The organism is Streptomyces sp. NPDC047880, from assembly GCF_040706515.1.
Classification (GTDB): Bacteria; Actinomycetota; Actinomycetes; order Streptomycetales; family Streptomycetaceae; genus Streptomyces.
Genome location: NZ_JBEZOK010000027.1, coordinates 118,494 through 131,419 on the forward strand (window position 1 = coordinate 118,494; position 12,926 = coordinate 131,419).

Here is a 12,926-nt window from a genome sequence, read left to right on the forward strand (position 1 = left end):
GTACGGATGCGGCGGACGGCCCCGGAAGGTCACGGCCCCGTCCGGTTCGGGCCGCCGCTCCCCGACGACGGGCTGCCCGTCCTGCCGGAACTGTCCGCGGTGCTGGCCGCCGCGGCGTCCCGTGGCGGCCACGAGCCGGTCGGCGGCGGCCGGGCACTGCGCGAGGCCGCCTGCGGCTACTGGGACCGGCGCGGACTGCACTGCGCCCCGGACCGGGTGGCCGCCGCCCACGGCTCGCCCGCACTGCTGCTGGCCCTCACCGCGGCCCTCGACGGGGACGTCCTCGTACCGAGACCCTGCGCCGCCTGGTGGGCGCCGTACGCACGGCTGCTGGGCCGCCCCGCCTTCCACGTGCCGACCCCGCCGGAGAGCGGCGGTGTGCCCGACCCCTACGCCCTGCTGGAGACCGTGCGCCGGGTGCGCGACGAGGGCGGCGACCCGCGGCTGCTCGTGCTGTCCGTCGCCGACGATCCCACCGCGACCGTCGCCCCTCCGGAACTGCTCCACGAGACCGTCGAGGCCGCCCAGGGGGCCGGCCTGCACCTGGTCAGCGACGAGACCTGGCGCGACACCCTGCACGACCCGCGCGAGACGGTGCTGCTCAGCCCCGCCGAGATGGTGCCCGACCGGGTCACCGTCGTCACCGACCTGGCCGGGGCCCTGCTTCCGCCCGGCTGGCCGGCCGCCGTGGCCCGCTTCCCCGCCGGGGAGGACGGCGGCGGTCTGCACGCGCGCGTCCTCGACATCCTCACCGCCCTCGACGCCCGGGTCGCCGCGCCCGTCGCCGCGGCTGCCGGGTACGCCCTGGGGGAGCCAGAGCCCGTCACCGCGCGCGTGGCGGCCGGCATGCGCCTGCACGCGCTCCTGGCCGCCGAGGCGCACTCCGCCGTCGTCGCCGCGGGCGCCCTCGCCCGGCCCCCGCGGTCCGGCCGCCACCTGTACGTGGACCTGGCCCCGCTGCGCCCCGCGCTGACCTCGCACGGAGTGAGTGACGCTCAGGAACTGGAGGACTTCCTCACCGCACGCCTCGGCATGCCCGCCCCGGGGGGCCACCGCTTCGGCGACGACCTCGAAGCCCCGCGCGTGCGGCTCTCCACCGGCGCGCTGGTGGCCGGCTCCGACACCGAACGCGCGGAATGCCTCACCTCGCCCACACCGTTGGAACTGCCGCACGTGCACGACGCGTTGATGCGACTGAAGTCGGTCTTCGACGATCTCCGCGACGACGCCCAGCGATGGGAGCCTCCTCGATGACGCAGCAGTCCGAGTCGACCACCAGCGCGACCGCCCGGGCCGCCGGCGAGCCCGCGCTCCCGTCGCCCGTCGCACCCCCGTACCCGCCCCTGGCCGAACCCCGCCCCCTCGCCGAGCGCCGGGTATGGCCGCGCACCTTCCACGACCGGCTGACCGCACCGCTTCCCGGCCTGAAGGCCATGGCCCGCTTCGCCCGCGAAGGCGCGGTCAGACCCGGCCCGCAGGGCCTCGCCGACATCCCCCGGCTGCCCTACGCCCCGGCCCCGTTGCCCCGCGTCGACGCCCGCACCGTCGCTGTCACCTGGGCGGGGCACGCCAGTTGGGTGCTCCGGATCGGCGGACTGACGGTCCTCACCGACCCGGTGTGGTCCCGCCGCATCCTCGGCACCCCCGCCCGCATCACCCCCGTGGGCGTCCCCTGGGAAGACCTGCCGCGCGTCGACGCCGTCGTCATCAGCCACAACCACTACGACCACCTGGACGCCCCCACGCTGCGCCGGCTCCCGCGCGACACCCCGGTGTTCGTCCCGGCCGGACTCGCCCGCTGGTTCCACCGCCGCCGGTTCACGCGCGTGACGGAGCTCGACTGGTGGGAGGCGGCCGAACTGGACGGCGTGCGCTTCGACTTCGTCCCCTCCCACCACTGGTCCAAGCGCACCCTCACCGACACCTGCCACAGCCTGTGGGGCGGCTGGGTCCTCACCGACCGGGACGGCCGGCGCGTCTACTTCGCGGGGGACACGGGCTACGGCCACTGGTTCTCCCGCATCGGCCGCCGCTACCCCGGCATCGACCTGGCCCTGCTGCCCATCGGCGCCTACGACCCCCGCTGGTGGCTCCATGACGTGCACTGCGACCCGGAGGAAGCGGTCCGCGCGGCCCAGGACCTGGGCGCGACCAGGATGGCGCCCATGCACTGGGCCACGTTCGTCCTGTCGGCCGAGCCGGTCCTGGAGCCGCTCACGCGCGTACGCGCGGCCTGGGAGAAGTCGGGCCTGCCCCGGGAGAACCTGTGGGACATGCCGGTCGGCGCGTCAAAGGTGCTGTAGATGTGCTAGGGGCGCGGGGAACTGCGCGAAGAACCACCACGCACCCGCGCCCCGGGAGACGACCGCGACCCCCACGGCGCTACCGCACCCGCCGCACCACCGCCGGCACCGCGCTGATCAGCACGGTCAGCACGATCGCCGCCAGCACGCCCTGCCAGGGCTCGGCGAACAGCGCCCCCCCGAGGATGCCGATCACCTGGTACGTCGCGGCCCAGGCCAGACACGCCGGCAGGTTGCCCCGGGAGAACCTCCGCAGCGGCCACTCCGCCAGCAGACAGGCCAGCATCACCGGTATGCGCCCCGCCGGCACCAGCCGGGACAGCACCAGCACTGCCACCCCGTGCGCGGCGAGTTTCTCCTGCGCCTGCTCCAGCCGGTCCTCCGGCGCACGCGACCGGATCGCCTCCAGCCACCTCGACCCGTTCTTCGACCTCAGTCCGCGCCGCCCAAGCCAGTACAGCGCCGCATCGCCCAGGAACGCCGCCAGTGACGCCGTCACGAACACCATCGCCAGCGAGAACGGCGCCGTCCGGTGCACGGCGACCACCGCCGCCGAACTCACCAGCGCGCCGGTCGGAATCACCGGCACCAGCGCCCCGGCCAGCACCAGCGCGAAGAGCGTCGGATAGCCGATCGCCTGCTGTGTGGACTCCGGGACCAGGGCCGCCGGTGTGACGGCCGACGCCGCGAGCGCCACAGGCGCGGACCAGCTCACCGCGCGGCCTCGAGGCGCACGCTCTCCCCGTGCCCGAGCCGGTGCACCGACACCGCCGGCGCGTGCCGGGCCGCCAGCCGGACGAACTCGTCCCCCGGCGCGTGGAACTCGTGGGGGCGCACGGCGTCCATGCCGATCGGCCAGTAGGTGCCGTAGTGCACCGGCACCGCACTGCGCGGCGCCAGCCGTGCCAGCGCCTGTGCCGCCCGGCCCGCGTCCAGGTGCCCCTCGCCCAGGTACGGCCCCCAGCCGCCCACCGGCAGCAACGCCACCTCGATCGGACCGACCTCCTCGGCCATGTCGTCGAACAGGCCCGTGTCCCCGGCGAAGTACGTCCGGGCCTCGCCGGATATGACATAGCCGAGCGCGGGGGAGCGGTGCGGTCCGAACGGCAGCCGCCGCCCGTCGTGCCGCGCGGGCACGGCCCGTACGACGACGTCGCCGACCGGGAGCTCGTCCCCGGGAGCCACCTCGCTCACCCGCAGGTGCGTGAGCCGGCGCAGACCCGGCACCGCCCGGCGCGCGCCCCGGGGCACGAGCAGGCGCGTGCCCTCGTCGAGGCGCATCAGCGACGGCACGTGCAGGTGGTCGGCGTGCAGATGCGACACCAGCGCCACATTCGCGCGCGGGGCGCCCGGAGGCGGCAGGACCCCGCGCCGGCGGCGCAGGTGTGCGAGCCGGCGCGCGAACAGGGGATCCGTGAGCACGCGTACGTTCGAGTCCTCCACGGTGCAAGTGGCGTGACCCCACCAGGTGATCTCCACCGGCACTTCTTTGCCTCCTTCGCGCGACTCCCCCGAAGCCTACGTGCAGGAGTAGGGTCGGCGGCGAAACCGGAGGTGAGGGGGGACGCCATGGTGCTGGTGCGGGTCACGGCGATCGCGAGTCTGACGCCGCTGGAGGAGCTGGACGACGATCCGTTCCTCGTCGACTCCCGCAGTCAGCACGCGATGTGCGCCCGCTGGGCCGCCGAGCGGGGCTACGTGGTCAGCCGGGAGTTACTGGTCCGGGGGCTGCGCCCCGACCACGGCGCCCTGTGGGACGGGGTCCGGCCCGGCCTCGACCTGTTCGTCGCGCCCAGCCGGCGGGTCCTGGAGAGCGCGCTCGCCTCCGTCGAGGAGTTCACCGCCGAATGCGCCCGGCGCGGTGTACGCGTGGAGACGGTGGGGCATGCGGAGCCTGCGTACGACGCGGCGATGAAGGCGTGCGTGCACCGGCGGCTGTCGATGCCCACGGCCGGCTACGACGGGCGCTGACGCCGTCCCCTCACCGGTGTGCGGCCTGGGGACGAAACGGCGCGACCGGGCGTTGAGACACTGTGGGGGAGGACCCGCGGCTTCCGCGGGCCAGGGACGTGAGGTGGCGGGGCGTGCGGGGCGTGCGGTGGCGGCGGGTCGCCAGTCAGGTGGGGCGGAGCGTCGCCGTGTGGGCGGTCTCCACCGTCACCATGCTCGTGCTCGCCGGAATCCTCCCGGACTTCCGGCTCCGCTCGGAGAACGGCGACAGCGCGACGGACATAGCCGTCACGGCGGCCTTCGGGGCAGGCGCCTTCGGTCTGCTGTCGGCCCTGGTGTGGCCGCTGCTCGTGCGGCTGCTGCTCCTCGTACCCGCGCTGGTGCTGGGGCTGCTGGTGTTCTTCCTCAACGGCGCCCTGCTGCTGCTCGCCCTGCACCTCAACCCCGCCGAGCGCGGCGCCGCCGCGCCCGAGACCGCCGTCGTGGTCGCCGCCGTGATGTCCGCCGTGGCGTCCGCGACCGGCGCCGCCCTGGCCGTGCGCGACGACGACGCCTACCGCCGCAGGCTGTACCGCCTCTCCGACCGCCGCCGCCGCTCCGCACCGCCCTCACCCGCCGGCCCCGGCACGGTCTTCGTGCAGCTCGACGGCGTCGGCCACGACACCCTGCTCGACGCGGTCGGCAAGGGCCTGATGCCCACCGTCGCCCGCTGGCTCGACATCGGTGACGGCGGCCGCCCCACCCATCGGCTCACCCCTTGGCGCACCGACTGGTCCAGCCAGACCGGCGCCAGCCAGCTCGGCATCCTGCACGGCAGCAACCACGACATTCCCGCGTTCCGCTGGTACGAGAAGGACACCCGCGAGGTGGTCGTCTGCAACCGCCCGACCAGCGCCGCCGAACTGCAGCGCCGGGCAGTCGAGCACGCGGGACACAACGGGCTGCTCGCCGTCGACGGGGCCAGCCGCGGCAATCTGTTCAGCGGCGGTGCCGAGCAGCAGGCCCTCGTGCTGTCCATCGCGGCCCGCAGACGCAGCCGCGAGAACCGCTCCCGCGCCGGCTACTTCGCCTATTTCTCCGACCCGGCCAACGCCGTGCGCACAGCGCTCTCCTTCATCGCCGAGGTCGGCCGCGAGATCGGCCAGTCCACCCGGGCGCGCCTGCGCAGACAGCGCCCGCGCGTCTCCCGCGGCGGCCTCTACCCCCTTGTCCGGGCCTTCGCGACGGTCGTCGAGCGGGACGTCGTCGTCGCCGCCGTCACGGGCGACATGCTCGTCGGCCGTACGGCCGTCTTCGCCGACCTGGTGGCCTACGACGAGGTCGCCCACCACTCCGGCCCGGCGAGCCGCGACGCGCAGAAGGTCCTCGAACGCCTCGACCGCTCGCTCGCCCTGATCGAGAACGTCGCCGAGCACGCCCCGCGCCCGTACCGGATCGTCGTGCTGTCCGACCACGGCCAGAGCCCCGGCGAGACCTTCCGCTCCCGCTACGGCCTCACGCTCGGCAACCTGGTGCGGGCCGGCTGCGGCATGCCCGTGCCACGCAAGGCGGAGCGCACCCGCAGCGGCGCCGAGGCCCGCGCCGCCGTGCGCGCAGCGCTGCGCTTCCCCGTCGCGGAGGCCGGCGAGCAGCACCGCCCGGCGCGCGGCTCCGAGCCGATCGTGCTGGCCTCCGGAAACCTCGGCCTGGTCTCCTTCCCGGACGTCCAGCACCGGATGAGCAAGGAGGAGATCGACGCCCGTCACCCCGCGCTGCTGCCGACCCTCGCCAACCACCCCGGGGTCGGCTTCCTGCTGGTCCGCAGCGACACGCACGGCGGTGTCGTCCTCGGCGCGTACGGCGCCGAGATCCCGCTGGCCGACCTCGACGACAACCCGGGCCCGCTCGCCCCCTTCGGCCCGGGCGCCGCCGACGCCATACGCCGGACGCACTCCTTCCCGCACACCGCCGACATCATGGTCAACTCCTTCCACGACCCGGCCGACGGCGAAGTCCTCGCCTTCGAAGAGCAGATCGGCTCCCACGGCGGCCTCGGCGGGGCTCAGGGCAGACCCTTCCTGCTGTCCCCGCTCGGCGTCTCCGCACCGGTCGGCGACGGCGAAGAACTCGTCGGCGCCGAGCACGTGCACCGGGTCCTGCGGCGCTGGCTGCGCGAGGCGAACGGACCGCAGGTCCCGCTGACGGCCACCGAGGAGGAGCACGCCGCCTGACCACCGGCAGCGCCCCGGCCACCGGGCCGTACGCCCAGCGCCCGGCAGCGCCTCGGCCACCGGGCCGTACGCCCAGCGCCCGGCAGCGCCTCGGCCACCGGGCCGTACGCCCAGCGCCCGGCAGCGCCCCGCCCGCCGGGCCGTACGCACACCGCCCCAGAGGACCGGTCTTCCGCGTGAGTTGAGCCGTAGTGTGATCGGATGGGGGACACGGGGCCCGGAGACGGGCCCGCACGCGAGTCCGCACGCGAAAGGAAGAACTCGTGGCTACCACGCGCTCCGCACACACGGTCTGGGAAGGCAACCTGCTCGAGGGCAACGGCGTCGTCACCTTCGACTCCTCCGGTGCCATCGGCGAGCAGCCGGTCACGTGGGCCTCGCGCGCCCAGGAGGCGAACGGCAAGACCAGCCCCGAGGAGCTGATCGCGGCCGCCCACTCCAGCTGCTTCTCCATGGCCTTCTCCAACATCCTCAACAAGGCCGGGACGCCGCCCACCAAGCTCATCACCTCGGCCGACGTCTCCTTCCAGCCCGGTGAGGGCATCACCGGCATCCACCTCACCGTCGAGGGCACCGTCCCCGGCATCGACGAGGCGGCCTTCCAGGCCGCCGCCGACGAGGCCAAGGTCGGCTGCCCGGTCAGCCAGGCCCTCAAGGCCACGCCCATCACGCTGACCGCCAAGCTCGCCTGACCTGCCGCACCACCCGTCGCGCGGGCCGGCCCACCGGGGCCGGCCCGCGCGGCCTCGTCGGTTCACCACCCCCGGCCGGGGTATGAACCAGACGCTTTGCACGCCGGGCCGGAAGGAACGCGATGCTGCCGGGAACGTCCACGAACGCGACGGTGCTCGACTCCGCCACCCGGGACCGGACCCGCGTCCTGCTGCTGTTCAGCCTCTCCGGACGGCTCCGCCCCCGGACCACCGCCCTCGGCGCCCTCGTCGACCGCTACGACTACGGCCGTTTCGCCTCCCACCTCATGACCAGCCAGGATGTGCTGCCCGTCCCGGTCCTGGACGAACAGGTCGCGCCCCGGCGGCTGCGGCTGCCGCACGGCGACCAGAGCCTTGGCCTCGCGTCCTTGCGGATCCTCGTCGTCACCACCCCGCGCGGCGACGCCACCCTCGTCGTGGACTGCGCCTTCGCGGGCGAGACCACCGCAGGCGACCTCGCCGTCTGGCTGGCCGCCACCTGCTTCGACCGGCAGCGGATCGAACTCGACGACCGTCCGCTCCTGCAGAGCCTGGCCCCGCAGCTCGGCAGGCCGCTCGCCCTCGGCCAGAACGTGCACCAACTCGTCTTCCCCGGCGGCCGGTTACAGCGGGAACTGCTCAACGCCGACGAGGCCCGCAGGGCGATCCTGCTGAACGAGATCGTCTACCGCGGCCGCATGACGTGGAACCCCGCCGCCCCCTACGACGCGAGCCTCGCGACCCATCTCAGGAACCACGGCCTCACCCTGTCCGCCCTCGGCCGGGGCGTCTCCGTCCAGGCCGGCTGGGCCCCGCACGTGGAGAACGGCCTGGTCCTCGTCGCCGTCGGCATGATCTCCGCCCTGGCGGTGCTCCAGCGCACCCGTCTCGCGGCCTTCGCCATGATGAAGGCCAACGAGCAGGTCCTGACCGACTCGCCCACCGAGATCCGCTCCCTGATCTCCCGGCTGTCCGCCGGTGTCAACGAACTCCAGCTGGACCTGGCCTTCGGAGTGGAGGCCTACGTCGACAGCCTGCTGATCCCCGAGATGGTCACCGAGGCCTTCCAGTCCTCCCTGGGCGGTGCCCTCGGCATCCGCGACAGCCTGGACAACTCGGCCCGCATGGTCGAGCGGCTCACCTCGGTGATCGGTGCCCGCTCCGCCGCCCTGGACGCCGAACTGGCCGAGCGCGACGACCGCCGCGACCGCACCGTCTCCGGCCTCGTCGCCGCCGCCACCCTGATCGCCCTGCCGCCGACCCTGTTGCTGGCCTTCTTCGGCGTGAACGGCACGAACGTCGACGAGCACCGCTCGATCCTCGACCTGCGCGCCTACGGCACGGCCTACGCCCTGGCCTGGCTTCCCTTCGTCGTCCTCGTCGTGATCGGATACGTCCTGCTCAGACGGGTCCGCACCCGCTCCGGCTCCCTGCTGCCCGCACCCGCCGACGACTTCGCGCCCGTACCACCGCCCCGCTCGCCCTCCGGGAACCCACGACCATGACGCCCCGTCCCGCCGTCTCCGCCCACCGGGGCGGCTCCGAACGAGCCGGACCCGCCACCTGGGAGGCGTACGAGGACGCGATCGAGTCCGGCGCGGAGTACGCCGAGTTCGACATCCGCCGCACCGGGGACGGCGTCCTCGTCGTCTACCACGACCCCCGGGTCGGGCCCGCCGGACCGCCACTGGCGCGGCTCACACACGCCGAGCTGTGCGACCGGGCCGGATACGCCGTGCCCGTGGTCGACGACGTCATGGCACTGATCGCCGGGAAACTCGTGGCCCACCTCGACCTCAAGGAGACCGGCTACGAGCGGGAGGTGATCGACCGGGCCGTCGCCCTGCTGGGCGCGGACGGTCTGGTCGTGACGACGCTGGAGGACTGCTCCGTCGCGGCCGTCACCCGGGGCTTCCCCGAGGTGCGCACCGCCCTCTCCCTCGGACGCGACCGCAGGGAGCTCGCCCTGACCCGGCTGCCGGGGACCCGGCTGAGCGAGCTGTTCCCGGCCCGCCGCATCCGGGCCTGCGGGGCGCACGGCGTCGCCGTGCACCAGCGGCTGGCCAGGACCAATGTGCTGCGCGAGGCGGCCCGGCACGGCCTGTTCACCATGGTCTGGACCGTCAACGACGACACCCTCATGCGGTCCTTCCTCACCCACCCGCGCGTCGACGTGCTCGTCACCGACCGGCCCCGGCGCGCCGTCGCGCTGCGTGGACCGATCACCCCCTCGCGGCATTGACAACGGCGCACTCAAGTTTTGTGCTGGAGTGTGGGACGGGTCGTCGCCCTGGCGGAAGGGGACAGCGATGGGACGAGCGGTCGGGATCGACCTCGGAACCACGAACTCGGTGGTCGCGGTGCTGGAGGGCGGCGAGCCCACCGTCATCGCCAACGCGGAGGGGGCCAGGACCACACCCTCGGTCGTGGCGTTCGCCAAGAACGGCGAGGTTCTCGTCGGAGAGGTGGCCAAGCGGCAGGCCGTGACGAACGTGGAGCGCACCGCCCGTTCGGTCAAGCGGTACATGGGCGACGCGCACTGGCGTTTCCCGGGCGAAGGCGACGTGGACGGCACCCGCTACCGGGCCCAGGAGCTGTCCGCGCGGGTGCTGCAGAAGCTCAAGCGGGACGCCGAGTCCTACCTCGGCGAGGACGTCACCGACGCGGTGATCACCGTCCCCGCCTACTTCGACGACACCCAGCGGCAGGCCACCAAGGAGGCCGGTGAGATCGCGGGCCTGAAGGTCCTGCGCATCATCAACGAGCCGACGGCCGCGGCCCTCGCCTACGGCCTGGACAAGGAGAACGACCAGACGGTCCTCGTCTTCGACCTCGGCGGCGGCACCTTCGACGTGTCGCTGCTGGAGATGGGTGAGGGCGTCATCGAGGTGAAGGCCACCAACGGCGACACGCACCTCGGCGGTGACGACTGGGACCAGCGGATCGTGGAGTACCTGATCAAGCGTTTCAAGGGCCAGTACGGCGTCGACCTCGCGGGCGACAAGATGGCGGTGCAGCGGCTGCGTGAGGGCGCCGAGCGGGCCAAGATCGAACTGTCCAGCTCGACGGAGACGACGATCAACCTGCCCTACATCACGGCCTCCGCCGAAGGGCCCCTGCATCTCGACGAGAAGCTGACCCGGGCCCAGTTCCAGGAGCTCACCGCGGATCTGCTGGACCGCTGCAAGGCGCCCTTCCACCAGGCGGTGAAGGACGCCGGCGTGCAGCTCTCGGCGATCGACCACGTCATCCTCGTCGGCGGCTCGACCCGGATGCCCGCGGTGACCGACCTGGTCAAGGAACTCACCGGCAAGGAGCCGCACAAGGGCGTCAACCCCGACGAGGTCGTGGCCGTGGGCGCGGCGCTCCAGGCGGGTGTCATCCGCGGCGACGTCAAGGACGTGCTGCTGCTCGACGTCACCCCGCTGTCCCTGGGCATCGAGACCAAGGGCGGCATCATGACGAAGCTCATCGAGCGCAACACGACCATTCCGACCCGGCGTTCGGAGATCTTCACGACGGCCGCCGACAACCAGCCCTCGGTCGGCATCCAGGTCTACCAGGGCGAACGGGAGATCGCCGCGTACAACAAGAAGCTCGGCGTATTCGACCTGACGGGCCTGCCACCGGCGCCGCGCGGTGTGCCGCAGATCGAGGTGGCGTTCGACATCGACGCCAACGGGATCATGCACGTCTCCGCGAAGGACATGGCGACCGGACGCGAGCAGAAGATGACCGTGACCGGCGGTTCGGCCCTGCCCAAGGACGACATCGACCGCATGATGCGCGAGGCCGAGCAGTACGCCGAGGAGGACCGCACCCGCCGTGAGGCCGCCGAGACCCGCAACCAGGCCGAGCAACTGGTCTACCAGACCGAGAACTTCCTCCGCGAGAACGGCGACCGGGTCCCGGCCGACACGAAATCCGAGGTCGAGTCGGCCGTCACCGAGGTGAAGGAGCGACTGGAACAGCAGGCGGACACCGCGGCCCTGCGCGCCGGCGTCGAGCAACTCGCCACCGTCAGCCAGAAGATGGGCCAGGCGATGTACGCCCAGGCACAGCAGCCCCCCACCGAGGAGCCCTCGGCCACCTCACACGACGAGGAGGGCGTGGTCGACGCGGAGATCGTGGACGAGGAGAAGAACCCACGGGACGAGAAGGGCGGCACCGCACAGGGCTGAACCGCTGATGACGAGGGCCTCGGCGGAACGCGGCGGTGTGGGCGGTGTCGCGCGGGGCTGAACCGCTCATGGCGAGGGCCTAGCGGAACGCGGCGGCGTTGCGGTGGGCCCAGTCCGTGAAGGTCCGGGGTGCGCGGCCCAGCACTCGCTCCACGTCGGGGCTGACGCGCTGTTCCGCGGGCGTGGGCTCGCCGAGGATGGCCAGGGTCGTCTCCACCACGGGCTCGGGCATGAACTGCAGCAGCTGCGCACGGGCCTCGTCACGGGTCTGCTCGACGAAGCGGACCGGTTCGCCGAGGGCCTCCGCCAGCGCCTCGGCGCGTTGCCGGGGCGTACTCAGGGCGGGCCCGGTCAGCTCGTGGACCTGCCCGGTGTGCCCGTCCTCCCGCAGCGCCGCCGCGGCGACCCCGGCGATGTCGTCGGGGTCGATCACGGGCAGACCGACGTCACCGAACGGCGCGGCGACGGTGCGCCCGGCACGGACCGAACCGGCCCAGGCGTAGGCGTTGGAGGCGAAACCGCCGGGGCGCAGGATCACCCAGTCCAGGCCCGACCGCCGCACGGCGTCCTCGATGGCCCGTCCGACGCCCCCGTGGGAGACCGACTCCGGCCGGGTCGCGACCCCCTGGGAGGAGAGCAGTACGACGCGCCGCACTCCGCCGGCCCGGGCGGCGTCAAGGATCTGCCCGGGGTCGAGCAGGTGCGCGTCGGCTCCGCCGTTCTGCAGGAACAGCGCGTCGGCGCCGTCCAGCACGGGACGGAGGCTGCCGGCGTCGGTCAGGTCGGCCCTGCGCGCCTGGACGCCTTCCGGCACGTCCGCGTCCGAGACCCCCCGCGAGGTCGCGGTCACCTTCTCGCCGGCCCCGGCGAGTGCCTGTACGAGTGATCGGCCCACGTTCCCGGTCGCACCGGTCACCACGATCATGAGCAACTCCCTTGTTCTGCGGCCTGGTTGCCGATGTCGTGGACGCTAACACCGTCGGTATAGTAGGTACCTAGAGGAAAGTGACTATCCCCAGGGGGCGCGCATGGCCGCTGAGCAGACCGGGGCGGCGTCCGCCGCGACCGTGCCGGAGCTCGCCTGCCCGATCAGCTCAGTCGTGGACATCGTGTTCAGCCGCTGGACCACACCGGTCCTGTGGACGCTCCACACCCACGGCCGCCAGCGCTTCGTCGAGCTGGAACGGCGCATCGGCACGATCACGCCGAAGGTGCTGACCCAGCGCCTGAGGCAACTGGAGCGGGACGGCCTGGTCGTGCGCACCTACCACCCGGAGGTCCCGCCCAGGGTCGAGTACGAGATCAGCGAGCTCGGCCGCAGCCTCGCCCCGCTCTTCGCGCACCTCGCCGACTGGTCGGCCGCCCATCTGGAGAAGGTCGAGCAGGCCCGCCACGCCTACGACAGCGAGAACTAGTGCCGTGGCAGGCGACGTTCGCCCCGTCGCGACGCCCGGCACGCCCTCTCGCCGCACCGGCCGAAAGCCCGAGTACGTCCGTACGAGGGCTTCCGGCCGGCACGCCGGGAGCACGCACCGGACGCCGCTCCTTCACGGGCGAACGTTGCCTGCCGCGGCACTAGTAGTGCTTGGT

At 73.3% G+C, this 12,926-nt stretch carries 12 protein-coding genes; 9 read left to right on the plus strand and 3 right to left on the minus strand.

What is annotated here, in order from left to right:
• The first annotated feature begins 6 nt into the window (after positions 1-6).
• The gene (locus AB0937_RS31820) at positions 7-1,254 is read left to right on the plus strand and encodes an aminotransferase class I/II-fold pyridoxal phosphate-dependent enzyme (protein WP_366716575.1); all 1,248 of its coding nucleotides are present in this window, start codon (positions 7-9) and stop codon (positions 1,252-1,254) included.
• Positions 1,251-2,303, plus strand: coding sequence for an MBL fold metallo-hydrolase (locus tag AB0937_RS31825; protein ID WP_366716577.1), 1,053 nt, complete (start codon positions 1,251-1,253; stop codon positions 2,301-2,303). Before AB0937_RS31820 ends, AB0937_RS31825 begins: the two co-directional genes overlap by 4 nt.
• A 79-nt stretch (positions 2,304-2,382) precedes the next feature.
• Here AB0937_RS31825 and AB0937_RS31830 read toward each other — a convergent pair whose 3' ends face one another.
• Together AB0937_RS31830 and AB0937_RS31835 are read right to left on the minus strand one after the other, a co-directional pair.
• Entirely contained in the window at positions 2,383-3,018 is a 636-nt protein-coding gene (locus AB0937_RS31830; protein ID WP_366716579.1) for a VTT domain-containing protein, read from the minus strand.
• A complete protein-coding gene (locus AB0937_RS31835) occupies positions 3,015-3,788 on the minus strand; it encodes an MBL fold metallo-hydrolase (protein ID WP_366716581.1) in 774 nt (257 codons plus the stop codon). The genes AB0937_RS31830 and AB0937_RS31835 overlap by 4 nt, the downstream gene beginning before the upstream one ends.
• A gap of 84 nt (positions 3,789-3,872) precedes the next feature.
• On the opposite strand from AB0937_RS31835, the gene AB0937_RS31840 reads away from it, so the two are divergent.
• The 6 genes from AB0937_RS31840 (at position 3,873) to dnaK (ending at position 11,336) form a co-directional block, all read left to right on the plus strand.
• The gene (locus AB0937_RS31840) at positions 3,873-4,274 is read left to right on the plus strand and encodes a hypothetical protein (RefSeq protein ID WP_366716582.1); all 402 of its coding nucleotides are present in this window, start codon (positions 3,873-3,875) and stop codon (positions 4,272-4,274) included.
• Positions 4,275-4,387: 113 nt separating this feature from the next.
• Complete coding sequence (locus AB0937_RS31845) at positions 4,388-6,463, plus strand: phage holin family protein (protein ID WP_366716584.1); 2,076 nt, start codon at positions 4,388-4,390, stop codon at positions 6,461-6,463.
• A gap of 263 nt (positions 6,464-6,726) precedes the next feature.
• The gene (locus tag AB0937_RS31850) at positions 6,727-7,155 is read left to right on the plus strand and encodes an OsmC family peroxiredoxin (RefSeq protein WP_062930137.1); all 429 of its coding nucleotides are present in this window, start codon (positions 6,727-6,729) and stop codon (positions 7,153-7,155) included.
• A 122-nt stretch (positions 7,156-7,277) separates the two neighbouring features.
• Positions 7,278-8,660, plus strand: coding sequence for a hypothetical protein (locus tag AB0937_RS31855; RefSeq protein ID WP_366716586.1), 1,383 nt, complete (start codon positions 7,278-7,280; stop codon positions 8,658-8,660).
• Positions 8,657-9,397, plus strand: coding sequence for a glycerophosphodiester phosphodiesterase family protein (locus AB0937_RS31860; protein WP_366716588.1), 741 nt, complete (start codon positions 8,657-8,659; stop codon positions 9,395-9,397). The genes AB0937_RS31855 and AB0937_RS31860 overlap by 4 nt, the downstream gene beginning before the upstream one ends.
• A gap of 67 nt (positions 9,398-9,464) precedes the next feature.
• Positions 9,465-11,336, plus strand: coding sequence for a molecular chaperone DnaK (gene dnaK / locus AB0937_RS31865; protein ID WP_366716590.1), 1,872 nt, complete (start codon positions 9,465-9,467; stop codon positions 11,334-11,336).
• A gap of 79 nt (positions 11,337-11,415) precedes the next feature.
• Here dnaK and AB0937_RS31870 read toward each other — a convergent pair whose 3' ends face one another.
• Positions 11,416-12,261 (minus strand): NAD(P)H-binding protein, encoded by an 846-nt coding sequence (locus AB0937_RS31870; RefSeq protein ID WP_366716592.1) that lies wholly within the window; start codon positions 12,259-12,261, stop codon positions 11,416-11,418.
• A gap of 103 nt (positions 12,262-12,364) precedes the next feature.
• Between AB0937_RS31870 and AB0937_RS31875 the strand changes: the two genes are divergently transcribed.
• Positions 12,365-12,751: a helix-turn-helix domain-containing protein gene (locus AB0937_RS31875; protein WP_366716594.1), complete on the plus strand. Its 387-nt coding sequence runs from the start codon at positions 12,365-12,367 to the stop codon at positions 12,749-12,751.
• The last annotated feature ends 175 nt before the right edge of the window (positions 12,752-12,926 follow it).

Bases quoted from the DNA above. Each gene is read 5' to 3' on its own strand.
- AB0937_RS31820 (WP_366716575.1), top strand. From the start codon at position 7: ATGCGGCGGACGGCCCCGGAAGGTCACGGCCCCGTCCGGTTCGGGCCG.
- AB0937_RS31825 (WP_366716577.1), top strand. From the start codon at position 1,251: ATGACGCAGCAGTCCGAGTCGACCACCAGCGCGACCGCCCGGGCCGCC.
- AB0937_RS31840 (WP_366716582.1), top strand. From the start codon at position 3,873: ATGGTGCTGGTGCGGGTCACGGCGATCGCGAGTCTGACGCCGCTGGAG.
- AB0937_RS31855 (WP_366716586.1), top strand. From the start codon at position 7,278: ATGCTGCCGGGAACGTCCACGAACGCGACGGTGCTCGACTCCGCCACC.
- AB0937_RS31860 (WP_366716588.1), top strand. From the start codon at position 8,657: ATGACGCCCCGTCCCGCCGTCTCCGCCCACCGGGGCGGCTCCGAACGA.
- dnaK (WP_366716590.1), top strand. From the start codon at position 9,465: ATGGGACGAGCGGTCGGGATCGACCTCGGAACCACGAACTCGGTGGTC.
- AB0937_RS31870 (WP_366716592.1), bottom strand. From the start codon at position 12,261: ATGATCGTGGTGACCGGTGCGACCGGGAACGTGGGCCGATCACTCGTA.
- AB0937_RS31875 (WP_366716594.1), top strand. From the start codon at position 12,365: ATGGCCGCTGAGCAGACCGGGGCGGCGTCCGCCGCGACCGTGCCGGAG.